Annotated in this window: 23 protein-coding genes and 1 pseudogene; 10 read left to right on the forward strand and 14 right to left on the reverse strand. The window is 49.8% G+C overall.

The window, feature by feature from the left end; genetic code table 11:
• The 3 genes and pseudogenes from ACKFKF_RS18330 to ACKFKF_RS18340 all read left to right on the forward strand — a co-directional run.
• Positions 1-603: pseudogene (locus ACKFKF_RS18330) on the forward strand (hypothetical protein); the annotation flags it as partial.
• A gap of 473 nt (positions 604-1076) precedes the next feature.
• Positions 1077-2111, forward strand: coding sequence for a caspase family protein (locus ACKFKF_RS18335; protein WP_446869024.1), 1035 nt, complete (start codon positions 1077-1079; stop codon positions 2109-2111).
• Between the two features lie 284 nt (positions 2112-2395).
• Positions 2396-2707, forward strand: a complete 312-nt coding sequence (locus ACKFKF_RS18340; RefSeq protein ID WP_446869025.1) for a winged helix-turn-helix transcriptional regulator — start codon at positions 2396-2398, stop codon at positions 2705-2707.
• A gap of 210 nt (positions 2708-2917) precedes the next feature.
• Here ACKFKF_RS18340 and ACKFKF_RS18345 read toward each other — a convergent pair whose 3' ends face one another.
• The 6 genes from ACKFKF_RS18345 to ACKFKF_RS18370 all read right to left on the reverse strand — a co-directional run bounded on the left by ACKFKF_RS18345 (position 2918) and on the right by ACKFKF_RS18370 (position 8306).
• On the reverse strand, positions 2918-5167 hold the full coding sequence (locus ACKFKF_RS18345) for a tetratricopeptide repeat protein (protein ID WP_446869026.1): 2250 nt from the start codon (positions 5165-5167) through the stop codon (positions 2918-2920).
• A 344-nt stretch (positions 5168-5511) separates the two neighbouring features.
• A complete protein-coding gene (gene psb34, locus ACKFKF_RS18350; protein ID WP_446856200.1) occupies positions 5512-5691 on the reverse strand; it encodes a photosystem II assembly protein Psb34 in 180 nt (59 codons plus the stop codon).
• Between the two features lie 132 nt (positions 5692-5823).
• Positions 5824-6648, reverse strand: a complete 825-nt coding sequence (locus ACKFKF_RS18355) for a thiazole synthase (protein ID WP_446856199.1) — start codon at positions 6646-6648, stop codon at positions 5824-5826.
• Positions 6649-6657: 9 nt separating this feature from the next.
• Positions 6658-6816: a hypothetical protein gene (locus tag ACKFKF_RS18360; RefSeq protein ID WP_446869027.1), complete on the reverse strand. Its 159-nt coding sequence runs from the start codon at positions 6814-6816 to the stop codon at positions 6658-6660.
• Positions 6806-7351, reverse strand: a complete 546-nt coding sequence (locus ACKFKF_RS18365; protein WP_446869028.1) for a Uma2 family endonuclease — start codon at positions 7349-7351, stop codon at positions 6806-6808. The genes ACKFKF_RS18360 and ACKFKF_RS18365 overlap by 11 nt, the downstream gene beginning before the upstream one ends.
• A gap of 166 nt (positions 7352-7517) precedes the next feature.
• Complete coding sequence (locus tag ACKFKF_RS18370) at positions 7518-8306, reverse strand: hypothetical protein (RefSeq protein ID WP_446869029.1); 789 nt, start codon at positions 8304-8306, stop codon at positions 7518-7520.
• 271 nt (positions 8307-8577) lie between these two features.
• Between ACKFKF_RS18370 and smc the strand changes: the two genes are divergently transcribed.
• From smc to ACKFKF_RS18385, 3 genes are read left to right on the forward strand one after another with little or no spacing between them, the layout of a single operon-like run.
• Positions 8578-12240 (forward strand): chromosome segregation protein SMC, encoded by a 3663-nt coding sequence (gene smc / locus ACKFKF_RS18375; protein ID WP_446869030.1) that lies wholly within the window; start codon positions 8578-8580, stop codon positions 12238-12240.
• Between the two features lie 40 nt (positions 12241-12280).
• Positions 12281-13267 (forward strand): PRC-barrel domain-containing protein, encoded by a 987-nt coding sequence (locus tag ACKFKF_RS18380; RefSeq protein ID WP_446869031.1) that lies wholly within the window; start codon positions 12281-12283, stop codon positions 13265-13267.
• Positions 13268-13269: 2 nt separating this feature from the next.
• Positions 13270-13761 (forward strand): Uma2 family endonuclease, encoded by a 492-nt coding sequence (locus ACKFKF_RS18385; protein ID WP_446869032.1) that lies wholly within the window; start codon positions 13270-13272, stop codon positions 13759-13761.
• Between the two features lie 127 nt (positions 13762-13888).
• On the opposite strand, the gene surE is transcribed toward ACKFKF_RS18385, so the two are convergent.
• On the reverse strand, positions 13889-14563 hold the full coding sequence (gene surE, locus ACKFKF_RS18390) for a 5'/3'-nucleotidase SurE (RefSeq protein ID WP_446869033.1): 675 nt from the start codon (positions 14561-14563) through the stop codon (positions 13889-13891).
• 68 nt (positions 14564-14631) lie between these two features.
• Positions 14632-15714, reverse strand: coding sequence for an ATP-dependent 6-phosphofructokinase (locus ACKFKF_RS18395; RefSeq protein WP_446856190.1), 1083 nt, complete (start codon positions 15712-15714; stop codon positions 14632-14634).
• An 84-nt stretch (positions 15715-15798) separates the two neighbouring features.
• Between ACKFKF_RS18395 and era the strand changes: the two genes are divergently transcribed.
• Positions 15799-16743, forward strand: coding sequence for a GTPase Era (era, locus tag ACKFKF_RS18400; protein ID WP_446856189.1), 945 nt, complete (start codon positions 15799-15801; stop codon positions 16741-16743).
• Positions 16744-16764: 21 nt separating this feature from the next.
• Here era and ACKFKF_RS18405 read toward each other — a convergent pair whose 3' ends face one another.
• Positions 16765-17355: a Uma2 family endonuclease gene (locus ACKFKF_RS18405; protein WP_446856188.1), complete on the reverse strand. Its 591-nt coding sequence runs from the start codon at positions 17353-17355 to the stop codon at positions 16765-16767.
• A 346-nt stretch (positions 17356-17701) separates the two neighbouring features.
• Here ACKFKF_RS18405 and ACKFKF_RS18410 point away from each other — a divergent pair, with 346 nt between their 5' ends.
• From ACKFKF_RS18410 to ACKFKF_RS18420, 3 genes are all read left to right on the forward strand, one after another.
• Entirely contained in the window at positions 17702-18220 is a 519-nt protein-coding gene (locus tag ACKFKF_RS18410; RefSeq protein WP_446869034.1) for an adenylyltransferase/cytidyltransferase family protein, read from the forward strand.
• 28 nt (positions 18221-18248) lie between these two features.
• On the forward strand, positions 18249-18974 hold the full coding sequence (locus ACKFKF_RS18415; protein ID WP_446869035.1) for a GUN4 N-terminal ARM-like repeat domain-containing protein: 726 nt from the start codon (positions 18249-18251) through the stop codon (positions 18972-18974).
• Between the two features lie 276 nt (positions 18975-19250).
• Entirely contained in the window at positions 19251-20747 is a 1497-nt protein-coding gene (locus ACKFKF_RS18420; protein WP_446869036.1) for a GAF domain-containing sensor histidine kinase, read from the forward strand.
• A gap of 74 nt (positions 20748-20821) precedes the next feature.
• On the opposite strand, the gene ACKFKF_RS18425 is transcribed toward ACKFKF_RS18420, so the two are convergent.
• From ACKFKF_RS18425 to ACKFKF_RS18445, 5 genes are all read right to left on the reverse strand, one after another.
• Complete coding sequence (locus ACKFKF_RS18425; RefSeq protein WP_446869037.1) at positions 20822-22069, reverse strand: glycosyltransferase family 4 protein; 1248 nt, start codon at positions 22067-22069, stop codon at positions 20822-20824.
• A 79-nt stretch (positions 22070-22148) separates the two neighbouring features.
• Positions 22149-23882, reverse strand: coding sequence for an MFS transporter (locus ACKFKF_RS18430; RefSeq protein WP_446869038.1), 1734 nt, complete (start codon positions 23880-23882; stop codon positions 22149-22151).
• A gap of 17 nt (positions 23883-23899) precedes the next feature.
• A complete protein-coding gene (recO, locus tag ACKFKF_RS18435) occupies positions 23900-24763 on the reverse strand; it encodes a DNA repair protein RecO (RefSeq protein ID WP_446869039.1) in 864 nt (287 codons plus the stop codon).
• Positions 24764-24945: 182 nt separating this feature from the next.
• Complete coding sequence (gene deoC / locus ACKFKF_RS18440; protein WP_446856181.1) at positions 24946-25623, reverse strand: deoxyribose-phosphate aldolase; 678 nt, start codon at positions 25621-25623, stop codon at positions 24946-24948.
• A gap of 227 nt (positions 25624-25850) precedes the next feature.
• The gene (locus tag ACKFKF_RS18445) at positions 25851-26120 is read right to left on the reverse strand and encodes a hypothetical protein (RefSeq protein WP_446869040.1); all 270 of its coding nucleotides are present in this window, start codon (positions 26118-26120) and stop codon (positions 25851-25853) included.
• Positions 26121-26459 lie beyond the last annotated feature (339 nt).

The following is a 26459-nucleotide window of genomic DNA, read 5'->3' on the forward strand; positions in this document are numbered from 1 at the left end:
TCTCCTAATCCTATTTCCACGCAGTCACCTAATCCTTCTTCTAACAACCCTCAACTCACTCCAACTTCTCCTAATCCTATTTCCACGCAGTCACCTAATCCTTCTTCTAACAACCCTCAACCCGCTCCAACTTCTCCTGCTCCTCCTACAGACAGTTCTTCAAAGCTGCCACTACCTGACCGCACTCCTGGCAAAGCATCTGAACTCGGATCATCTATCAACATTTCTCCTGGGCCGAATATTCCACCATCTCCACCAAAAAATCCTTTGCGTATGGGTAGAATGTGCAGAAGTGTATTTAGAGTTGCCGAAATTCGTGGTCAGGGTCAGGTTACTCTCAATGGTGGTCAACCCGTACAAGTCGGGCAAATCATTGAATCACCTGCGATTATCAGTACTGATGAAGGGGTATCTGTATTGTTAAAAAATGAAACATTGCAAAATCTCATCAAAGTACCACTACCTGATAGTGCTGGAGTCTCTCCGTCTCCGCGTACACAAAAGTATTCAGCCACCGGTGATTTTCCCGATCAAACTATTAATCCTAAAAGCGAAGTTGATATCTGTTCTTTCAGAAACGGTTCTACCACAATTTTAAAGTGACAAACGAACTGTCCCAATCTCGTTGTCTTAAGCGATTACTCCAAAGATTTCTTCGATGAACTTCGCTTGAGCCACACTCTCCCCTTTACTGATTCCTTTCACTTGTCCTTTTCTGATCATATTCATTGCTTCCATCTCATCAAGGGTAGATTCCCCGCCCCTTGGGGCGTAAGAAGTTCACGCTCAATTGGATGACAATCTCTATCCCACAGGGATTCAAGTATCTGATGAGCAGTTCAATGCTATTGCAATCGAACGGTGTTGATTTCATGGAGAATGGAACTACCGGATTGCGCCGTGAAATACTGCTTAGTTAATCAAGTTATTCTTAAGCGGCTTCAACCACCAATCTAGCTACGCTGCAACTCCAGCTCGAGGAATCACTAAACCAATTAAAATCTGTAACATAACGAAGTCAACGAATCGTGGTCGAAAGTGAGTTCAACATCTTTGTTCAGGGAAATAGGGTTACTGTGAGCAACCAATTATTTGCCAATGGCTATGCCCTCCTCGTCGGAGTTGGTGCTGATCTCCCAGTCACGGTCAAAGATGCCGTCGCCTTGCGGGATGTCTTGATTGATCCTAGCCGCGCCGCGTATTCCACCCAGCGGGTCACACTCCTCACTGAAACTACTGCCACCCGACATCAGATTCTTGCTGCCTTTGACCAAATTATTGAGCAAGTCAATCAGAACCCATCCGCAACGGTAATCATCTATTACTCTGGTCACGGTGGATACATTCAAGCTACCCACGAATACTTCCTGGTTCCCTACGGCTACAATCCCAGCCAACGAACCGAGACGGCTATCACTGGACTAGAATTTACTCGAAAAATCGAGGCAATTAAATCGCAAAAGCTCATCGTCTTGCTAGATTGCTGCCATGCTGGCGGCGTACCCGCCCTGAAAGATTCCAGTGAAACATTCACCAAATCTCCTGTTCCCCCCGATCTCTTAAATGTTTTGAATTCAGGCAGTGGTAGAGTTGTGGTTGCCTCCTCACGAGAGAATGAATACTCCTACACAGGCAGCCCTTACAGTGTATTCACGGCTTGCCTGCTAGAAGCGCTACAGGGCAGAGCATCTCTGAAACAGGACGGATATGCTCGTATCCTGGACATCTTGAGCTACTTATTTGAGCAGGTTCCTCAAAGAGCAAGTGGTTCGCAGCATCCGTTTGTCAATAAAGTGCTAGATCTCAGCGATAATTTTCCTCTTTGTTACTATGCAGGCGGTAGCAAAGACTTTCTGAATGAGGTTCTAGAGCTACTGCCAACTTCAACGACTGTCACTCCCGGACAACGCCGACGTTTAGAGCAAAGACAAGGCGGATTACAAATGGAGTACGACTTACGGAGCGAGAAATTGAAGCGATTGCGAGAGGCATTGGCAACGGAAACCGACCCCTCTATAAAATTTAAGCTAGAAAAGCAAATTTTGGAACAAAAAGCCGGACTGACAAATCTAGGTGAAGACTTGGACAAGATTGAAGCAGAACTTCAGTAAGATAAGTCTATAAGTACTATGTGTTGATTCAGGATAAGCGTAAAAGGAATAGATTAAGGATACGTGCGTTTTTGTGCCACACAGCCCTGAAAGGCTTGAAAGAGCCTGTTGCTTAATCGCTCTAAATTAGTTCAACCGCGATTGTTCTGAAGCGACTCGATAAATTTATAATTGATTCTTCACAGAATTGAGGCCTTGGTTAACCCGTTAACTCCTACGAATTTCCACGATTGACTTTCCAGATTTGATCTGTCAGCAAAGAAGGGTATCTGGGTACTACTGAAATGCTGAGTATTTTTCAAACGACTGGACAGGGAAAGCAGACACGATCGCAGGTGATCGAGACGCTGAAGCAACGGGATGGGCTGACTCGTAACGAACTGGCTGAGGCATCAGGGTTGAGTTATGAGCAGGTGAGAAGCCAGACGGCAAATCTGATTAGTGAAGGCGCGATCGTGCCCAGTGCTGACAAGGGAAAACGTCGCTACTACCTGAGACTGGTTGCCTTACTGTTGGCGGGTTGGCTTCCATTTTGTGGCGCTTCGATTGAGGAAGATAGTATTAGCGATGTGAGACAAGAACTGTCTGATTCCTGATAGCTAATCTCTGACTGAGGCAAATAGTTGATGTGAGGAAAATTGAAACCAAATCGACCGATTTACTTTTCTGGCGAGTCGGGTGCTTCACCAACTCTTCACCCGAATTCTGGTAGGCTTTCGGAATCAATTTTTCATACAGGTTTCCATAATATGTACCATTTAAAAGAAGTATCTTGAGCCAATAAGATTTAGGGGATCGTCATCCTATTAAAGCTGTTTCATCACGGCCGGAATCAGCGTTGCTGGGATTTTTGAGAGAGCCTGCGTTTGTCCTTGAATGCCGCTACGCTCATGAAACGCTCTGACGTTTTGCACAATGCAATTAAGGGCAGTCGAGTAAAAGTCAGGCTTGTCTTGCCAGCCGTGGAGCGCCTGAACGTGATGAGAAAGAGACGCTTCGAGATAGGCCAATCGCTGCTGAGTATCCAATTCTGCATGGGTAGCCGTCGCCAACTGATAGAAAGCCGATCCCAAATTGTTGTAGGTTGAGAAGCGATCGAAGGTCAGCGCTGGCGGATGGGGCATGTGAGTCGTCAAATAATCTACGGCGGCGATGGCTTCTTTGTAGGCTGCGATCGCTTGATGTAAATAGCCTTCTGCTTCGTCGTAGTGGGTCGAGGGCTGGTTTGCCAAATGCCAGTAAGCAGTCCCCAAATTGTTTTGAGTCGAAGCGTAGGCCGCAGGAGCCGCATCCAGGGTTCGGTACATTAAGGCAATCCGGTAGGCTCCGATCGCCAGCAGCAAAAAGTCGCCCGGAGTCGCATCGGCCTGTTCTGAGCCTTGAGCGCACTGAGCTAAATTCCAGTAAGCGGTGCCCATATTGTTTTGCAGCATGGCATAGTGCAACGGCTCCTGATCGGGATCGTAGTGACGCAGAGCCGCACTGTAATAGGCGATCGCTTGCTGCAAGTTGTCGATCGGGTTTTGGTGCTGGGCCAGATTCCAGTGAGCGGTGCCTAGATTGTTTTGGGTGGCTGCGTACCGAGAAGCTTCCTCTTCGATCTGACGATATTGCAAAGAAGATTGGTAAGCGGCGATCGCCTGTTGCAAATTTTCAGCCGGATTCTGTCGTTGAGCCAAGTCGCTATACGCTGACCCCAGATTGTTTTGAACCATTGCGAAGGTGCTGGGTCGCGTTTGAGGATTGATTTTGCTCAGAGCAAGCTGGTAGGCTTTCAGCGCTTTTTCTAAGTTGGGTAAGGCAATATCAGCCGCCGTCGGACAGCGAGACAGCATCCAATAAAGGTTGCCTACGTCGTTTAACACATCTGGAGCTTGAGAAGAAGTCGGCTCCAAAAATCGCAAAACCTGTTCGTAAGCTCGGACGGTAACCGTGAGATTGGATTGAGACGAATGGCCTTGCTCGACGCGATCGCGATACCAGTCTCCCAACTGACGATAGGCGGCAGCATGAGAGGCAGGAGGCGCTTGAGCAAGCTGCAATTCCTCTAAATGCTGCAACAGACGCATCGGTTCTAAACTGGGATGGTCAGCAGCCACCTGATCTAACGAGATTCCATCCGCCTGCTCCACGTCCTGCATGACGGAAGCCAGCACCAAATCGGCAAATTCGGAGTCTGCACGAGTGCGATTGATTGGGGCTTTGGGCTTTGCAGGTTGAGGGTCGGGAGGCGTTGAAAAATTGAGGGATGAGGAGTTGTCTGCGATGATCTGTTCCCCCTTTGGGGTAATCCGCTTTGCGATTGGGACGGGGGATGAAGGCGGATTTTGTTCCGCTTGGCGAGGAGAGGTGAGGGGTGTTGGCGGACTGTCTTCGACGCGCTTTGGCAATGGAATGAGCGTTGAGGATTGAGGAGCCTTTCTGCTCTTTTGGTTACCTGCTCCCTGGTTCCTGCGTTCTCCCAGGGGGGCCGGGTCGCCTTCAAACTCAAAAATCCCTGTATGCCAGCGCCAAAATTCTGGAACGGACTGCTGAATCGATCGACACCAGGGACGCGACACCCATAGGACTAGATTGAATTCGATCGACGATCGCTGTTTGGCAAATCGCTGAAGCGAGTCGAGAAAGGCGCGTTGAATATGGACGGGCTGACGGGTGAGCGCCTCAATGCCCACGATTTGAAAGGTCGGCACCCAGTTGGCTGGGCGGTTGGAATGCTGACTGAGCCAGTGATTGATTTGCCCCAAAATGTCGGGGTTGGGCAGGTTGAGACCGAGGCTGACAATTCGAGAAGGGCTTGCCTGAAGAGGTGCGACACCGTTTTTCTCGGTTACAGGAGTGGTGTGAGCATTGGCAAGATCGGTTCGGAGTTGAAGGGCGAGGCGATCGCGCAACTCGACATCATCGCAGACGGTCACAAAAATTTGACGGCGCAGATTTAAGCTCAACGCCAGCCTTAAGCGCAGATAAATCTGTTGATTCAAGCTTGAGCGGCCCTGAGAAACAAGCTCGGTCACGGGGGTGCTGGAGGCAGGTTGGCAATCGACGAGTGTCATCAGCGATGATTTCGGTCACTTTATTGTGACCCGAATAGATTGGGCTATGAACCCTTTTTCGATTGATTTTGGCTGATGTCAGGATGAAACCTGGGGTGACAGTTGAGACTCTGGTCTGTATGGGGCAGATAAAAAATCACAAAAGGGCTTTTGCGCTGAAAGTTTGAGCCGTGGTTGAGATCGTCTGGCTTGATTCATCAATCATGAGCCTGAGTCGTTTGGCGATCATTCTAATAATGCCCATCAAAAAGCCAGGTGCTGTCTATTACAGTAAGCGACCTGGCTCGTCTGAGGCTACAAGAATACTCAAATCTTCTGATTGTATAAATCTTTTAGAGGTTGAGCTAGGAAGCTTGTGAAACCACAACCGCGACGGCAATTAATCCACCGACCAGCAAGGTTCCCAGGGTACCAAGGATCAGGTAGCCACGCTGTTGGGCTTTGTCAGGAGGAGTCGCTTCATACATCTTTGGCTCAATTGCGTAGTTGTTTAAGCGACCACCTTCTTCGGTTGTGTATCTCATAAGAGTCGTTCCTCTGTTGTTTTGTTAAGTTTATCAAAAGATGAAGAAATAAACTCGATTTAACGTAAGAAAACTTAATCAAACGGTTAACTTTTAGCATTCGATCTGCATAAGCTAACCGCTGTAAGCTTTTTAGGCGATCGTGCCGGATGTGGGTGAACTGGCACTGGCGATCGCTTTAACGGGAATTCGACCCGCCTGGTAAGCAAGACGACCTGCTTCAGTAGCCAAATTCATCGCTCGTGCCATCATGACCGGGTGAGTTGCCTGAGCGATCGCCGTATTAATCAGTAGCGCATCGGCTCCCAACTCCATCGCTTGGGTGGCTTCGCTGGGTGTGCCAATCCCCGCATCGACGACGACAGGCACCTGAGCGTTTTCGATGATAATCCGAATGTTAGCGGCGTTTTGGATGCCTTGACCAGAACCGATCGGCGACCCCAGCGGCATAACCGTGACACAGCCCACTTCTTCTAAACGCTTGGCTAGTAGAGGATCAGCATTGATGTAAGGCAGGACTGCGAAGCCTTCTTTGACCAACTGTTCGGCGGCTTGCAGGGTACCGATCGGGTCAGGCAGCAGATACTTTGCATCGGGAATCACTTCGAGCTTGACGAAATTATTGTCTTCTTGTCCTAGCAGTTTGGCCATTTCGCGACCCAGACGCGCCACTCGCACGGCATCTTCAGCAGTTTGACAGCCTGCCGTATTGGGCAACATCCAGATTTTTGTCCAATCAAGGGCTTCGGCCAGTCCCTCGTGTCCGGGTGCTTTGGTTTGGACTCGACGCACTGCCACGGTGACGATCTGACTGCCACTGGCTTCGATGCTCTGCCGCATGTCTTCAAAAGTGCGATATTTGCCCGTCCCGGTCATCAGGCGCGATCGAAATGTCCGTCCAGCAATCACCAGCGCATCATTGAGTGAATGTTCTAAAGGTTTATCCAGCGTTTGCATTGTTATGTCCTATTTATGTTCGATTTGACGATCGGGATCTTGCCCCATTGATTTAAGCTGTTCTTTGAGTCGAGCAATTTCAGCTTGCTGTTCTGCCAGTTGCGCTTCTGCTTGTTGGGCCCTGTGTTCAGCTTGGTCGGCTCGTGCCGCGATTTCCTCATAGCGCAAAGGGTCGTCCGTCGGGCCGATATAGTTCCAGGCTACCGTCTTGCCCCAGAGTAAAGCGAATTTTTAAACGAGGGCTGACCCAACCTTCTATCGGCTCGATCGCTTCAAGTCTGCCTTCCTGTCTGACAAAGCCACCCAAACTGAGACGATCAGGGTCATAAACATAGTATTCTTCGATGCCGTAGCGATCGTAAAACTGAAACTTACGGGTCATTTCAGGAATCGTGTTGCTCGGAGAGATAATTTCAAACGCAACTTGGGGAGGCAAATTATCTTCTTTCCACTGCTGGTAGCTTCCCCGATCTCCCTTGGGTCGCCCAAAGACAACCATGACATCGGGAGCCTGTCGGAGTTTGTTGCTTCCCTCTTGCGGATACCAGAGCAAATCGCCGCCGACAAAAACTTGAGGATCGTCGCTAAACAGCCAATCGATACCCTTTTTGATATACACAATGTACTCAAACTGGCGGGTATTGTCTGACATGGGCAAACCATCGGAGTCGGGATAGACGATCGACGTGGGAGTGGCAACCATTGGCTTTTCCTGCGTTTGAGTCCAACATTGAGGATCTTAATTATGACGGAAATCGAGACTGAGCGGCTGTTCCTTCGCCCGTTGACGCAGCACAACAGCAGGGCAACGTTTATGCATCAATACCTGCAATTTCATCCTCTTCTGATTCAAGACTCTCTATGATCTGCTAGATACTAACTTGAGGGTTGTACATATCTGCACTTATGTATGCAACTGGAAATGGAGCCATGTCGATTGATCGATTCCATTCTCTTGAATACTTGACTCCCCGATACATCAGTTGATTCCCATCGTCTAGTGTGATGTATGCTGCCTTTCGTCCCCACACTTGACAAGATTGTATACTTCCACCAACAAATATCTGGTTTGGGTCTTCAATCGCACGCCTCATCATACGTAGACACGCCAAATGCAGGGCTGAATCTATCTCCATTCCTGCACACATGAGCGAATTGGTTTCTCTTCTAATCATGTCGTAAGCTTCTTCAGCACGATCCCCTATGACTGCAAAAAGTAGCCCATCCTCTGCTTCGATTTCCTCAATGATTAAATCTGATTCCGTTCCTCTCATATAAATGATTCTTATTTCACCGCCATCGTCAGCCGCTGTTACGAGATACTCAATGTCTTTATCCCAAGCATCTTGCCAAAACTCTCGGAGTGTTCCTTCCACTCTTTTGAGATAATCTTCAAAACGATAATTTGCAAGAAACGTTTTGAAAACTGAGTCCAAATGAATCAGACTTTGCAGCCCTAAAGGAACAGCACCAGCGATGGAAAACACAAAATCACGACGGACATCACTCTTGCCGTATGCTGTTGCGGAAACAATCTGAATTTTAATACCTCGTGCGGTTTGATGCTTAATTTCCGCATTCGAGGGTAAAAAACTACCCGTACCAGTCTGTTGGCTGTTGGCTCCTAACGTTGTGATTAAAGAATCCGAGTAGCACATGGCTGTGACAGTGCCATCGTTAAGAGTTTTGTACTTGTATGAGATGCAAAGAGTCATGCCAACCGAGAAAAACCATGTCTCAATGCTAATAGATAACCTTTGCCTCACGGAGAAACTGATCGCGCGAAAAGAATGACCATCGCTGATCGACTTAGAAAATTAGTCTAGAACATTTGTTCTGATTGTGGTATCACTGTAGAAACCGCCTAATTTTGAGTCACATCGCCTTTTCCGGGCTACACTGAACACTAATTTTGCCACCATCTAGCCTGTGTACGTCAAGCGCGTCGAACTGACCAACTTCAAATCCTTTGGTGGCACGACTCCGATTCCGTTGCTGCCAGGTTTTACTGTGATTTCGGGGCCCAATGGGTCGGGTAAGTCAAATCTGCTAGATGCCCTACTGTTTTGCTTGGGGTTGGCAGGCTCCAAAGGAATGCGGGCAGAGCGATTGCCGGATCTGGTTAATCATACGCAAAGCACGAAGGGACGATCGACCGTCGAAGCCAGCGTCACAACCGTATTCGACTTGTCTGATGAAGTCGATCTGCTCAATGCGCTCAACAATCCCGAAACCGAAGGCGCAGAAGATGTCACGTTCAAAGATCATTCACAGAATGGTCATGCGAACGGGAATGGAAACGGTACGAGTGATGTAGCGCCCAATGCTGAATGGAGCGTGACTAGAAAGCTGCGTGTCACACAACAGGGAACCTACACGTCAAATTATTTTATCAACGGCGAACCCTGTACGCTCACAGAACTGCACGAGCAATTGAATCGTTTGCGAATTTATCCCGAAGGCTACAACGTCGTCTTGCAGGGGGATGTGACCCGGATCATCTCGATGAATGCGCGGGAACGGCGAGAAATTATTGACGAGTTGGCAGGAGTGGCTTCGTTCGATCGCAAGATCAATCAAGCCAAAGACAAACTCGATGCCGTCAAAGATCACGAAGACAAATATCACATTGTCGAAAAAGAATTGATTGATCAGCGCGATCGCCTCGCCCAAGATCGCATCAAAGCTGAGAAATATCAAAAACTTCGGGCCGAACTGCAAAACAAAGAACAGTGGGAAGTTGTCATTCGCTATGAGCAGGCGGCTCAGGCAGGAAAACAGCTACAGGCGCAGATTCAAATTGGTGAACAGGAAATCGCGGATCTGACAACTCAGTTAGGCACTTTGGTAACCGAAATCGAACAGAAAACCGCTGAACTGGAGACACTCAACGCTCACGTTCGTGCGCTCGGAGAAGAAGAACAGATTGCCATTCAGTCTACTTTGGCGACTCGTGAAGCAGAACTGCGCCAACTTCAACGACAGGAGCAAGACTTACAAACTGCCAGCCAAGATCTGACGAAAAATCTATCTCGCGCCCAGCAAGACATTCAGGAGCAGATGAAAACGCTGGAATCGTTGACCAGAGAGCAACAAACGCTAGAAGCGAGAGATTTAGCGTCATTTCGGCAACAAAGAGACGAAGCGAGAGCAACCCTCGAAACGAATCGAGATGCGGCGAATGCGTCGGCAGCGAGTGCAGAAGCTTGGGTACAAGAACAAACGGAGTTGCGTCATCAGATTGACAGTATCCTCAAAACATTGGAGCCACAGCGCACAGAGCAGGCTCGACTGAGAGAACGCGCCAGTCAGTTAGAAAAGCAGGTTGAAGAACAAAGCCGATCGCTCCTCACGCTGCAAACCCAACTGCTCGAAAAACAATCCGAACAATCTGAACTTACAAAATTACTCGAACAAGCAACGACCAAAATTCAATCACTAGCACAGTCTGTTTCCGCAGCCGAGCAGGAAGTGCAAATCCAGAAGGAAACACAAACGCGATTGCTGAATGAACAGCGTGAGAAACAGCGCAAGTTAGACAAATTAGAAGCGCAAACTCAAGCGATGTCCGAAGCTCAGGGCACTCATGCGACTCAGGTGATTCTCAAGATGGGAATGACAGGCGTGCATGGCTTGGTGGCTCAACTGGGCCGAGTCGAACCTCAGTATCAATTGGCGCTCGAAACAGCGGCCGGAGGTCGATTGGGGCAATTGGTGGTGGTGGATGATGCGATCGCCGCCGCTGCCATTGAGATTCTCAAACAAAAACGCGCTGGACGGGCCACATTTCTTCCGCTCAACAAAATTCGGGGTGGACGTGCGCCCTCTAATAGCAGCTTGCGATCGATGAGTGGCTGTGTCGATTTTGCGCTGAATTTAATCGAATGTGACGATCGCTATTGGGAAGTGTTTTCCTACGTCTTTGGCAATACGGTTGTCTTTCAGACGCTGCAAGATGCGCGGCGCTATTTGGGACAGTATCGGATCGTGACGATCGATGGCGAACTGCTCGAACAAAGTGGAGCCATGACCGGGGGCAGTTCCAATAACCGCTCTGCGATTCGGTTTGGGACGGTGGACGCGAGCGAATCGGCTGAAGTGCTGGACTTAAAAGAACGGCTGCGCGTGATTGATACGATTCTGCTGCGCTGTGAAGATGCGATGGCCAGGGCGACGATCGACCATCAAAACAAATCCAAACAATTGGTCGAATCTCGTCAAAATCATCGAGAAATTCAACTCAAATTAGAACAGCTTAAAACTGAGACGACGCGACTGGAAACTGAGCAAACTCAAACCAATTCGCAACTGCAAAAAAGCACCCAAGAAAACACTGCGGCTCAGACTCGATTACACACTTTAGAAGCCGAAATTCCCATTCAAGAAACGCAATTAGCGCAATTGAGACAAACGCTGGCAGATCTGGAGCAATCTCAAACTCATAGCGAATGGCAGCAAATTCAAGGCAGACTGCGATCGCTCGAATCAGACCTCAACCAAAAAGAACTCGCCCTTCGCACAGCGGAACAGCGGCTACAAGATCTCGAAAATCAGCGTCAACGCATTCAAGAAAAAATTCAGCAGTCTCAAACCAAAGTTCAGGAATACCGCACCCAGCAAACCGCCCAACTGCAAGAGCAAACCAGCCTCACCGAACAGCAACTCGCCGTCAACACCCACATTGCCCAACTGCAAGCCGCCCTCGCCAAACTAGAGAAGACGCTCGGAGAAGAACGGCAACAGCGCGATCGCGTCGATCGTCAACTGCGAGATCTGCAAACCCGCCAACAACAACTCGACTGGCAACGCAACAAAATTCAAGAAACTCAGGAAACTCGCCGGACTGAACTGATCGCCCTGCAAGAACAACTCGCCGCCCAACGAGCCGATCTGCCCGATCCCCTCCCCGAAATTCCGGAAACCGCTACCCGCGATCTTTCACAACTCCAACACGAACTGCGATCGCTACAAAAACGTCTGCAAGCGATGGAGCCAGTGAATATGTTGGCTTTGGAAGAATACGATCGCACCCAGGCTCGACTAGAGGAACTCACCGAAAAGCTGACGACGCTCGAAGAAGAACGTACCGAACTGCTGCTGCGGATCGAAAACTTTACAACCCTGCGTCAACGCGCTTTCAAAGAGGCATACGATGCGGTCGATATTAACTTTCAGGCAATTTTCGCGACACTTTCAGATGGCGATGGTCACTTACAATTAGAAGATTCTCAAGATCCCTTCAACGGTGGATTAAATCTCGTCGCTCATCCCAAAGGCAAACCCGTCCAAAGATTGGCTTCCATGTCTGGAGGAGAAAAATCCCTGACGGCGCTCGCCTTCATTTTTGCCCTACAACGGTATCGACCTTCACCGTTTTACGCCTTTGATGAGGTCGATATGTTTCTCGATGGGGCAAACGTAGAGCGATTAGCTAGAATGATCAAGCAACAGGCACAACAAGCGCAATTTATTGTCGTGAGCCTTCGTCGTCCTATGATCGAATCTGCGGAACGAACGATCGGGGTCACCCAGGCGCGAGGCGCATACACCCAAGTTTTGGGAATTAAGCTCCCTCAAAGTGCCTCCGTATGATTTGATATTTAACAGATTGCGAAACAGGATTCGGGACATAATGACAGAAGAATTTCGCCAACGCTCCGACCTCCTTGGAACACAGGTGATCACTCGATCGACCGGAAGACGGTTGGGTGTTGTCAGTCAACTGTGGGTGGATATTGACAGTCAAGAAGTCGTCGCCCTCAGCCTGCGCCCGAATCTGTTCTACGGTACGCCTCAGCCCATGATGTTGAGCAGCATTCGTCAGATTGGCGATGTGATTCTCGTCGATGATGACAATGTGATCGAGGATATCGATGTCGAGGTCTATAACGCCCTGATCAACTGCGAAGTGATTACTGAGACAGGCGAGTTGCTGGGTAAGGTGCGGGGGTTTCGCTTTAATATTGACAGCGGCAAAGTCGATACGCTGACTATTGCCTCGATCGGTCTCCCGCTGATCCCCGATCAAATTGTTAGCACCTATGAAATGCCCGTCGATGAGATTGTTAGTAGCGGGCCCGATCGCTTGATCGTCTACGAAGGGGCCGAAGAAAGAATGTCTCAGTTGAGTGTTGGCATTCTCGAACGGTTAGGCATCGGCAAACCCATCTGGGAGCGCGACGAAAACGAGCAATATTTGAAGCCGATCAACGTCAACAATCAGCTAGGTTCTGGGGTAAAAACGCCGATTCAGACACCGCTGCGCCAACCGATCGAAGAAACCACCTGGGACGAAGACAACTACGGCGAACCCGAACCCCTGCCTCTACGGCAAGAAGCTCCTCGCCAACGTCGGGCTGAAATGGCTTACGAAGACGAAGAAGAAGACAACTGGAGTGCAGCCAGTTCGCGCGATCGCTACAACGAAGACTACGACGACGATTATGATGATGACGACTACGACGACGCGATCGATGCTGAATCCGCCGAGTTTCGCGAACCCGAAGTCAAATTTGACGACCCCGAAGAAGACCCCTGGCAAGAAGAACCCTACAAGCCTCAAGAGCTAAAGATCCCCGAAAAAGCCAAGCAGCCCGAATACGAGGAAGAAGGCTACTAAAAATGAGCGTCATTCTGGCGAAGTGGACATTGGACGACTATCACCGCATGGTTGCCTCTGGTGTGCTGGACGATCGCCAGGTAGAACTACTGCACGGGGAAATTGTCGAGATGCCGCCCGAAGGAGAACCTCATGCCTACTTCAACACAAGTACCAGAGATTATTTAATTGGTCTGCTGGGCGACCCCTTGCGGGTAACTCGAAGAGATCGAGTCACCGTTCGGGAGGCAAAACCCATCACCCTACCTCACAGTACATCAGAGCCAGAACCCGACTTGGCGATCTCTTCGAGTTACCCGCAAGGGGTCGTTCAGCCATTGGGACGGGAGTACCTGACTCATCACCCCCATCCAGAGAATATCTTCTGGTTAATTGAGTTCTCAAATTCATCTTTGACCAAAGATACCGAAGTTAAGCGTAAAACATATGCTCAAGCAAACATTTCTGAGTATTGGGTTGTGAATCTCAAGACGATGGAATTGGTTGTGTATTGAGAGCCATTTGATGGAAATTACGCTTCTCAAACCACACAGGTAGATGGTGAGATTCGACCTGTTAGGTTTCCTGATGTGGTGGTGTCAGTGAAACGGTTGCTCAACTAATTCCGCTGCAAAACATTTTTCACAAATGAATCTGAGTGACAGCAATGCTTCCAGAGAGACACACCTCGACATCGCCACCTGGATCGCGCGGACGTTTGGCATACTCTCCGCAGTAATAAAAGTCACTGCCTTCAATCCGAAAATTGACGGGGAGCGGTTGGGTGCAGGGTTTGCAGAAGACGATCGCCACATCTACCTCAGTTTCTAAGTAAGGTAGATTCACATTCCAGAAGGCTCCAGGTTCAGAGGGTCGATCGCGCAGTTCTCGCAAAACTTTGGCAGCCCAATAAGCGGATAAGTTCCAATCGATCGGCAGCTTTCCTTTCTTGTATTGAGAAATTGCCACACCGGGAATTCGATGAAACGCGGCTTCTCTCACAGCGGCAACCGTTCCCGAAATGTAGACATCTGCACCCAGGTTGCCCCCAGCGTTGATGCCTGAGAGAACGAAATTCGTATCGGGGTAAAGATGATGCAACGCAATTCTTACACAATCGGCGGGCGTGCCTGCGATCGCATATTCTCGCGCTGCTCTTTGCTCGACTTGAATCGGCTGAGTCGTCGTCACTTGATGTCCACAGCCCGACTGATGATCGCGGGGTGCGACCAAAATGCCTTCTCCATCCACCGCTCTAAGCAAGGCACGAATTCCGGGAGCGTCAATCCCATCATCATTGGTGAGAATTAAAGTCATGTTGGCAAGATCTGAGTTAAATGCATGATTATTGAATCATACCGACGCGCCATTCGCTGCCAAACGCTTTAATCGCCCAAATAGATTCCTAGCCCGCGAGCGGTTTTGACCAGCGTGCTACCCGGATCGACAACGCAATAACGAGCGATCGCCTGCTCAATCGGCACACTGATCACCTGACGATCGCGCCAACCCACCATGCGATCGTACTTGCCTTCTGCGATCAGATCGACGGCGGCGACTCCAAAAGCTGAAGCTAACAGGCGATCGAGCGGTGAGGGGGTGCCGCCTCGCTGAATATGTCCCAAGACGGTTACGCGAGTTTCTGCACCGCTACAGGTTGAGATGCGGCTGGCGAGATATTGCCCGATGCCCCCATAGCGCGATTGTCCAAACGGATCGGTTGAGCTAATCTTCTCGCCTTCTTCGGTGCGAACGGCTTCGGAGACGATCACTAACGAATAGTTTTTGCCCTGTTCCTGGCGTTCTCGCAGTTTGTCGCAAATGTTGGCGATCGTATAAGGAATTTCTGGAATCAAAATCACATCAGCACCGCCCGCAATACCCGCACTGATGGCAATATGTCCCGCGTCTCGTCCCATCACTTCTAAAATCATGACGCGAGAATGGCTGGCAGCAGTGAAATGCAGGCGATCGAGCGCTTCAGTGGCCGTGTTAACTGCCGTATCGAAGCCAATCGAACATTCAGTAATGTCTACATCGTTGTCGATCGTTTTGGGAATCGTCACCAAATTCATGTTGCCTTGCTGCGCCAATCGTCTGAGAATCGCCATACTGCCATCGCCGCCAATGCCAATGATCGCATTCAATCCCAGCAGGTGATAGCCGTCGATGATTTCTTGAGAGCGATCGACCAACTCCCCATCTGCCATCGGAAAGGCAAACGGATTGCCCTTATTCGTCGTTCCCAAAACGGTTCCTCCGGCGGTCAAAAGGCGATCGACTTTCTCAATTTCCAGCGACACAAACTCTGGAGGACGAGACATCAACCCCTGCGTCGCTCGACTGATACCCAACACCTTCCAACCGTAGGAACCGATCGCCCGAAAAACGACTGCCCGAATAATGGCGTTGAGTCCTGCACAGTCACCGCCGCTCGTCAAAATCCCGATTCGTTTTGTCTCGTCCATGTCGATTACACTGAAAATGCCTAATTGCTGACAGTCAATCGCAAAACGGTAAACAGTATCCAAAACTACGGAATTAATTTAGCGATGTCAGAAACCAATGACATGATCACCTCTGGGATGATTCCCACTGCGCCCGACGGCTACAGGTCTGGATTTGTGGGGATTATTGGTCGCCCCAACGTCGGTAAGTCTACGCTGATGAATTATCTAGTGGGGCAAAAAATCGCGATTACCTCTCCAATTGCCCAAACGACGCGCAATCGTCTGCAAGGAATTCTTACGACCCCAGAGGCCCAAATTATCTTTGTCGATACGCCTGGTATTCACAAACCCCATCACGAACTCGGTCAAGTGCTGGTGAAAAACGCTCAAGTCGCAATTCACGCCGTTGACGTAATTTTGTTTGTCGTAGACTGTACAGCCGAGTTGGGTGGGGGCGATCGCTACATCGCAGACCTTCTCACTAACACCAAAACGCCCGTTATTTTGGGACTCAACAAAGCCGACCAGCAGGGAGAAGGCAACCAGTTTCTCGACAACAGTTACCGAGAATTGGCTAAAGAGCAAGGATGGACAATCGCCAAATTTTCGGCCGTCACCGGAGAGGGTTTGGAGGCGCTACAACAGTCACTGGTTCAAAACCTGGAGCCTGGGCCATACTACTACCCGCCCGATCTCGTCACCGACCAACCAGAACGTTTCATCATGGGCGAACTGATTCGAGAACAAATTCTCTTGCTAACTCGTGAAGAAGTCCCGCATTCGGTGGCGATCGCCATTGAGCGCGTTCAAGAAGAAGACTCGATCACACGGGTCTGGGCCACCGTCTTTGTCGAACGCCCCTCGCAGAAAGGCATTGTGATTGGCAAGGGCGGCAGTATGCTACAAACGATCGGCACCGCTGCCCGTCAACAAATGCAAAAACTGATCGATGGCAAAATTTATCTCGAACTCTTCGTCAAAGTCCAACCCAAATGGCGACAGTCACGCACCCGTCTGGCAGAGTTGGGCTATCGAGTCGAAGAGTAGCCGCGTGGGATGTTGGAAGAATTATGGATGCCCTGCCGAGAGGATTTGCTGGGCAGTGAGTTGGAGGGTCGGAAACGCTGTGAATTGCACAACTTCGGCATTTCGATAACGCCCAGACTCCCGGTAGGTGACATTTTCTAGAATCAGGACAACGACTCTCTGATCCAACGGGTCAACAATCACATATTCAGGAATGCCGACAGCAGCATACTGGGCACGTTTGCGGGTGTAGTCTCGATCTCGATTGGTTTTACCAGGACTAACCACTTCTAGCACAAAGCGCGGCGGGGGCATGTCTAAGGTGATGGTCATGCGATCGCGGGTCAACGATCGATGCTCTTCTCGGATCACCACAATGTCAGGATAACGATTGGCAGCATCTCCAGGGCTTAAGACCGGAGTTTGCAGTTCGCAGTTACCCATCTTGAGGTGAAGCCTATCTACCCCTGCGGCGAGGAGCGCAGCAAACAGAGTCGCAGCAATTTCAGTGTTGATTCCTGATTCGGGTGGCAATTCGATGAGTTCTCCGTCGATCAATTCAGTGCGACACTCAAACCCGGTGTCTGCTAAAGTCAGGTATTCTTCAAAAGTCAGCTTTTGAGTAGTGGTCATCGCGTTCATCTGCGGGAGCGTGAATGCCAGGATCTATGGCTAATCGATCGTATCCTGAATTCGTATTTCAGGCATCTTTACAGTTCTGGTCGCTGATTGACTGACAAATCTTTTCAGGTAGGTTGGGTTGAACCTGGTGAAACCCAACGTTAGCAACGGTAGAAAGGTTGCTGTTGGGTTTCACCAGGTTCAACACCAACCTGCGAAGAATCGAGGGTTTCAGGAGTTCTGTCAGTCAACCAGGTTCTGGTCGTCACTCATTCAACCCGTGGAAGAACTATAAGCCGCCCGTTGCACTCTACAATTCTCAAAGGATCAGAGAATTCTGCGATTTAATCGACTCCTCATGGTTTCTAGCATTTATACGTTGAGTGAACTGCAACAGGCGATCGCCGCTGATCCCCAAAGTTGGCGACCGCTGGTTTTGACGAATGGCTGTTTCGATTTATTACACGCAGGACATGTTCGCTATCTGCAAGCGGCGAAACGGTTGGGCAAATCGCTGATCATCGGACTGAATAGCGATCGCTCCATCCAAACCATCAAACCCCAACCCGTGGGAATGCCTCAGCGCCCGATCGTTCCCCAGGCTCACCGTGCTGAAGTTTTAGCAGCCCTCAAACCTGTCGATGGAGTTGTGATTTTTTCTCAAGAAACAGCCTGTCCCCTGGTTGAAGCGCTCCAGCCTGAGATCTATGCTAAAGGAGGCGACTACAAACTCGATACCCTACCCGAAGCGGCGATCGTTCAGTCCTATGGCGGTCGAGTAGAACTGATTCAAATCGAAATCCCCAGTTCGACCAGTGCCCTGATTGCTCAGATTCGAGGCGGCAGTCGCTTTGAGTCACCCGCAAGGGATCGCTAACCCACCTGTTCCCCCTTTAAATTGTTTCATGACAAACCTGGATACCTCCCCGGCTCTCAATCTCCCCGACAGCATCGCTACTCTGCAATACAAGCTAGAATCTGAGCCAGAAAAAATTCAGCTAAAGCTGGTTGATGACCTTGTGACACTGGGAGAAGCAGGTCTGGACGTATTGATGGACTTTTTAGCAAAGCATTCTTTAGACTCCTCCCGGTCTCAAGTCAACGCAAAAATTTATCAAGCGCTCTTTGATTGTCAAACGCCCCAAGTCGCTGATTTTTTACAAAAACACTTTCCAACGGGCACTGTGTTGCTCAAATCAGACTGCGCGATCGACTACGCCCCTCTTCAACGCCTCCTCGCTCAACAAGACTTTGAAGCAGCCGATCGCCTCACCCTCCAACTGATGTGCAAACTAGCCGGGGAGTCTGCTGTGCAGCGCAAGTGGATCTACTTCACCGAAGTTAAAAGCTACCCTGTCACCGACCTGCAAACGATCGATGCCATCTGGCTGGCCCACTCAAACGGCAAATTTGGGTTCTCAGTCCAGCGCGAAATCTGGCTCAGTGTCGGTAAAAACTGGGAGAAACTCTGGTCAAAAATTGGCTGGAAGTCAGGTAACAACTGGACGCGCTACCCCAACGAGTTTGACTGGAGTCTCGACGCTCCCAAAGGGCATTTACCTTTATCTAACCAACTGCGTGGGGTTCAGGTGATTGCGGCGCTGCTCGTCCATCCCGCCTGGTTAAAGTAGGCTTCGTCCCCAGCATTTTTTGAGCCAATTTCAGAGCGTAGAGGTACGGGAGCAATTCTTAAATCTTTTGTCAGTGAAGCTTTAGGATTCCGTGGTTTTTCCAATCCACTGGGCAGGGTCAATCTAAACTTCAGTAATCTCCCTTGCATGACTCCGTTGGTTGAGCGATCGGTGAGGGAAGTCTTTGTATAGTTGAAGACTTTCTTAATGAGTAATTCACTCAATCTTAGAATTTCTTAGAATTTCTACGGTTCACTTAGAGGGGTAGGGGTTGGAATGGGAATCCCTGAAAGCCGACTATTTTGTCGCTTAGATGGATTGACAGCCGCAGCACGTAGACAGCGCCAGATTGAGGTGTTGACTCGACTAGGACTGCTAGAAACAGAAAGTGTGCCAATTTTTGAAGAAGCCACGCAAACGGCCGCGCATTTTCTAGAAGTACCCATTTGCATCCTGAGCTTGCTCGATCAGGAACGTCAATGGTTCAAATCCGCCGTGGGGCTATCTCGATTAGGCTTGATGAATGATCTGGCTCGCGCGCGCCAACTGCCTCTCGCTGAATCGTTTTGCGTCCATGTGGTCGATAGTCATCAGGTGTTGGCGATCGCAGATACGCTCCGTCATCCTGCCTTTGCCAGCAGCCTTTTGGTGCAACAATACAACATTCGAGCCTACCTGGGCGCGCCGCTGTTGACATCAAGTGGCGAGTGTATTGGTGCATTGGCCCTGATGGATCTTTTGCCTCGATCGTTCACCCCTAAAGAAATCGAATTTTTAGCGCTAACGGCTCGTCTCAGTATGAGCGAATACGAACGGCTGCACTTAACCAAGACTCAGGAGACGATCGCGGCAAGTCAGCCGTCAGCAGACGCACTCCCCCTGACTCCAGAAACCCTCCAACCGAGGACTTTCACCTCGCTCTCTGAGCCGCCTACCCCGTCACCCCATGCCCACCCCGTCAAGTTTGCTCTACTGGCTCAACTCACCCAAGAATTGAGAACTCCCCTCACCTCCGTCATGGGCATGGCCAGCGTTTTGAATCGGGAAATTTACGGGCCGCTCACGGCTAAACAGAAAGAATACTTAGACATCATTCATCACAGTGGACAATACTTACTTTCTCTGGTCAAGGAGATCTTAGAACTGTCTCAGCTAGATGAAAGCACCCGGATTCTCAACCTGACCTCAATTGATATCGAGATGCTTTGTCAGCAGGCGATCGACACGCTAGAGCAAGCCGCCCACCGTCGAGAGCAGGCCATTCGTCTCTCTGTCGAACCTGGAAACCGCATTTGGCTACTCGATAAAGAAAAAGTTCGGCAGATGCTTTATCACCTGATCTTTAGTGTGATTCAATCCTCAAATGGTGGGAGTGTGATTCGCCTTCACGTCTCGCACAAAAGTAGCGGCTTGAAACTCACGGTTTGGGCAACGCATCCCTGTCTGGGCGACGGGTTGGCTTATACCGAAATTTATCCCGCTCAAACGGCTTCCCCTGCCTTGGTCGGACTGGATTACGACTACACTGCCCAACCCACATATTCTCAGCGCCCTCTCACCAATGGCAACGGCAAACACTCTTTTTTGCTAGACGAGCCTGATGTGGTCACTGATCTCAATGCAGAAGCGCTCCGCAAAAATTTGGGACTTATGCTCAGTCGCCAACTAGCCGAGATGCATGGCGGACAAGTTCTCGTTCAAGGCGTTGGTGAACCTGGATTTCGCTATTTGATTACCCTGCCTCGCCTGACAGAAATAGATGAGAAGTTTTGAGGGAATTTCTTTGCCGCACTCAAGCAGTACCGAGCGATCGCCATCCGGTACGAATCGCAAGCTCAACTACTCCTTTACAAAAACCAGTCTTTTGAACGATTTTGCGAATCGCTGCGGTGAGAATTCCAGGAGGGAATCGCGTCGCGAGCAGGTAGATTGGCGGGGATGCGGATGCGACTGCTGCGATCGTGGTAGTCCACCAAAAGCTGATGATAAAGAGCAATCACTTGCTGAATGTTACTGCTTAAGGTGTAGCGTTCTTCGACGCGCTGGCGTGCTTTTTGGCCCAGAAGGTCTGTCCAGGTGGTGTGGTCGCGCAGTTGAGGCAAAAGGGTTTTTAGCTGAGACGCAACTCCCTGGGTTTTGATGATTACGCCCGCCTCGGCTTCTAAGACTTCTCCATCGGCTCCCGCGTCGGTAGCCACACAAGCGACACCACAGGCCATTGCTTCTAGCAAAGATAAAGATAGCCCTTCTACTAAAGACGGCAACACAAACACATCCGTCCCTCTGAGAATCTCGATCCGGCGTTGCTCATCCGCGATAAATCCCAACCAGACGATCCCGTGTTCTTCTCCGTAAAAAGGAATGAGTGAGGCAGCCAGCGTGCCATGATTGCCCACAATGACGAGTTTACTATTTTTGCCCATATTCGCCTGCTTCCAGGCTTTGAGTAGCGATTCGACGTTCTTTTCGGGTGCGATGCGACCCTGGTAAAGAAAAATGCGATCGCCGCCCATCTGCGCCTTAAAGCTGGACTTGCCGGGAGAATATTTCGCCGTGTCTACGCCATTGGGGATCACAGCAATCCGATCGCTCGGTACGCCCAATTTGATCAAGAGGTCACGCTGGATTTGAGAAAAAATAATGATGCGATCGTACTTTGCTAAAGAAGGCGCATAAAGCTGATACATCAAGTGTTGAGTGCCCGATGTCAGGTTGCGCCGCTTGCGATCAAAGGGCGGATGAAACGTCGCCACCAGAGGTAGATTTAATTCTTGACAAATCTCAGGCAGCAAAAAATCCAGCGGGGAAAGCGTCAGCGAAGCGTGAACAATATCTGGACGGGGCGACAAATCTTGAAGCGCCTGGATCAGAACTCGACTGGACTTTAAAGTGGGAATCGTATAAAGCTGAGACTTGTAAAAAAAAGGAATCGGCACCTCTCGAATGTCAGGCCAATTATCAGGTGCGTCTTCCTCCTGAGCAAAATGTAGAAAGCTAACTTGATGGTTGTGATCTAATAAAGCGTTGGTGACTTCTCGACCATAGGTCACGTTTCCGCAAAACGGCGTTTTCTTGCCAAGCCATGCAATGTGCATTCGGGGTTATGTCGTAAGAGGGTTCGTACATCGCTAGTCGTTAGTGGTCGAAGGGAGATAAACGACTAACCACTAATCTCTAGCTTGTTTTAGAAATCGTTGTACGGGAAATATACCAGGTAAGGGTAGCCCCTGCGATCGTCAGGGCAGCAAGTGCCAAAAATACAGCCCGCAACCCAAACAACGTCTCAGACACACCCGCCAGCACCAGCGGCAAACTCAGAGCAATGTTAATTGCATTATTCTGCAAGCCAAACACCTTGCCCCGCATTTCTTCTGGCGTTTCTTGCTGAATGGTTGTCTGCATGGGAATGCCCACCAGAGAGGCAAATCCGCCCAACAGCGCAATCAGTAAAAGCGTCACCCAAAGCGTGTGATAAAAGAACGCCAGCCCGACTAAGGACGCAGACATACCCAACGACCCATATAGCCCCAATCGAGCATGAGGCAGCCGTTGCCCAAAGTAGCCAATAATCGCAGCACCACAGACCATGCCAACCCCACCCGCCGCCAACAAAAAGCCAAACTGAGAAGATTTGATCTCTGGGATCACCTCGGCCAGTCGCACAGATAACACGGCCAGCGCGGCAAAAATTGAGAACAAAATCACAAGCTGAATCAGCGCACTGCGAACATGGCTTTCTTTGCCCAGATAGCGCAATCCGTCTTTGATGTCTTCCCAAACGTGGGGATAGTCTTCGGGTTCGTCAGGCGTAATGCCATTGGTCGAGGCTTTTAGTTTCTCCCCGGTTCTCAAAAAGAGCAGCAGTAGACCCGCGATCGCATAGCCGCCCCCAACCAGCAGTTCTCGTCCAATCCCAGTAAAAACACCGCCCAGATGAGCGACGATCGCATCGGCCAGCGCCAAAAGCGGCTCCCCCACAGCAAAGCCAATAATCACCGAAGCCATCATCGTCGTCGTGTAGAGCGAATTGGCAGACAAAAGATGGCGACGTTCGACAATTAATGGAATAGCGGACTGCTCGGCGGGGGCAAAAAACTGGGTCAGGGTAGACACCAAAAAAGTGATGCCCAACATGATGAGGAACCCGACAGGCAAGCCATGCACTCTAGCCCAATCCTTGGAGATCCACAGCAGCGGCGGCAAGGCAAACACCAACCCCCCGCGCAATAAATTTGTAGCGACCAAAACGCCTTTTTTTGACCAGCGATCGACAAACACACCCGCCACCGACCCAAACAAAACTGCGGGAATCGTGAAGGCAATCATAATCGACGACACCCAGCCGCTGATCGTCTCACCCTCAGACTGAAAGCGACTGGCAATCAAGGCAATCATCAGCACCAGATACACTTTGTCTGCAAGCTGAGAAAAAACCTGCCCGGCCCACAGCGTCAAAAAATTACGGTTCCTCAAAACGGGGGCAAAGCCGCTTTCTGACTCGCTTTCTGATTCAGCATCCAGAGGCACAGCTTCTTTTTCCTCTAGCGCAGCCGCCTCATTCAAAAGTTTGAGCGGATCGGACTGCGGTACGAGATCGCCGTTTGTATCGTCTGACAAATGTTTGCTTGTGCCATTTTGACGCGACGAATTAGGGGCGATCGCTTCCTGCGAATTTATCTCGTCCCACTCATCCGATGGGGTATCTTGCGTTCTCAGCATCGCGGGCACACTCTCCTCACTCAACCCATTATCAGGGAAAACCGACGCATCCGAATCAGGTCGAGTCACTCTTTGCGCCAGATTGGGCGATCGCGAGGTTTTGGGATTGCCCACCCCCCGATCGCCAGGGCCACGATTGGGAGAAGGGTCGCTAGAGGACATCAACAGAAAGTCAGAAGATCGCATCATGATTAGCACTCAAAGGGTCACGGAGCGGGAGCAAAACAGGTGTCGACCAAGGCAGCAGACCGAATCGGCTGGTCAAAGTGATATTGAGCGTAATAGCGGAGAATGCGCTCGATCGCAAACCAGGCAGTCTCAACCGATGGAAAGGACTGGTCAGACAAGTTAGCTTGTGCCAGTTGTTGCAGCAGTGTGAGTTCGGTGGCATTGAGCAGCGTGTTGAGTTTGGCGGATCTTTTGGAGTGGGAAGTCTTGAAGTTGGGGATTTGGGTAGGTTTCTCTAAGTCGGTTAAACCTTGATCTTCTAGACGGATTTGTTCGAGTTCTTTGAGGGTGACGACTCCTCCGGCAACGGTGCTAAAGCCTGCCTGCCAGCTAGAATCCGTCAGGTCGGGGTGCAATTGAGTTTGAGAAACACAGCACTGATGCACTTGAGGAGCAATCCCGGCGAGTACCAAAAGCTGAAAGACAGCGTGGGTGAGATGAGAGAGCACTTGAGAAGAGGGCGATCGCTCCAGTCGTGCGAGATGTTCGTTGAGTAGATAAAACAGATCTTCTTGAGGCTGTTCGCTTAGAGCCTGCTGCAAAACAAGTTCAGCGAGATATTGTCCTGCGGTGAGTTTTTTAAGGTCACGCCCCAACCCCGGATAGGATTCTAACGTCTCAGCCTGAGTAATTTTGTCAAGTGACTTGCCCTTAGCCAGCATCAATTCGTTCACAACAAACAAACCGCTTCTGCCCCCCAGCTTAGAATTTTGCTTACGGCACCCGATCGCCACAACCCGCATCAAGCCAAACTCCCGCGTCAAAACCGTCAAGATCCGATCGGCTTCACCCAGGGGCATTGTTTTGAGATTAATTCCAGTTGCTTTGTAGGTGCGGCTCATGAAGGGAGGAAAGAAGAAGGGATGAGGGATGAGGGATGAGGGGTTTGAAACGGAGATTTCAACGTACTTCACATATAGATCTTCACATATAGATAGTGAGTGCAAGGTTGGAGCCAGGACTTGAGATGAAAACAAAGAATGACTTTTTCATCCCTCATCCCTCATCCCTCATCCCTCATCCCTCATCCCTCCTTACCTAGAGTATCGCGTTGACGAAGCAGATCAGGGCCCTGTGATGTGCCGAGCCGAGTTGCACCTGAGACAATTAACTCTAGAGCCTGGTCGATCGTGCGTATTCCTCCAGAAGCCTTAATTCCTACCCGGTCTTGGGTGATTTCTTTGAGCAGGCGAATATCGGCTACCGTTGCGCCGCCCGTCCAGCCTGTACTGGTTTTGAGAAAGGAAACGCCCGCATCCATGCAGATTTCGGCCGCCAATCGCTTTTCTGAATCGGTCAATAGAGACAGTTCTAAAATGGCTTTGATGACCAGGTTGGTGGATTCACAGATCTCTGCGATTTCTTTGTGAAGGGCATCGACCTGTCCCATTTTGAGCAGTCCCAGGTTGATTACGACATCTAACTCGGCGGCTCCGTTTTCGGCGGCTTCTTGCGCTTCGTAGAGTTTGACGGTTGAGGTCGTCGCTCCGGTAGGAAAGCCAATCACCGTTGAAACTTTGGGCTTTTTGTTGTGCAGCAACTCAACGGCTTGACGAACATAGCAAGGTTGGACGCAGACCGTCGCAAATCGGAAGCGATCGGCTTCATCACACCACTGTTGAACCTGGCTGGCGGTGGCAGTCGGAGACAAGAGCGAATGATCAATATAAGGAGCGATATCAATGTCTGGAGATGTTGCCATTGATGAAACCTAATTCTTAAAAACACTGACCATTCTTGGACTTTAGCCGATCACGTCTCACTTTCGTGGGGACTGTCTAAATTCCTTTCATCCTTTCTTAAAACAAAAAGAGCAAAAAATAATCCGTACCTCCTACCCCCTAAGAGGTCAAGAGTTACGGACTGTGTGGCTTTCTTGACAGCCTGCTTGGATTAAATGATTTCTTCGGAAGGGTTTTTTAGTTAAGGTTAGCGCGACCCCGCACCGCCCGTACCGCTGGGGGCAGGGTTTGGACTTGGACTGAAGGCAGCATTGAAGGAAAATGGCGAATGTGATGGCAAGCTTATCGAACTGGTCACCTTGGATGTCACGATCGCGCCCACTTTTTCTAAAGTTTGCTCGGAGCCGGATTGGTTAGATTCGCGGATGCTGACTAGAGAGGAACGAGCCTGAGAAACTCCGAGCGCCGTAACCGTAACCAAAACCAGAGGGCAAGCGATTTTTGAAAAGGTATTCATTTTAGCAACCTGAGTAATAAAGCAGCAGACGAATGACCCTTGCAGAACATTTTAAGCAATTATGCTGAAGTCATCCAGTAAAAATACTGAAACTTCATAATGGTTTCATGAGGGATTTAAGAAATTCCAGAACAAGCTCAGTGTTTACCCGTAGATAAGTGTACTGATACGTCACTCTACTCTTTCTGTTAAATGTGCATCCTCTTCCGTTAGAGGCAATTTCTGATGGTATTCAAGGATTTATTAAGGAAAAAAGCCTATTATTCTACTGTTAATACCAATTAATATAAATATGCTTACAGAAAAAATACGGAAAACTAATGTATTCTTTACAATTCA

This window comes from Phormidesmis sp. 146-12, assembly GCF_052939495.1.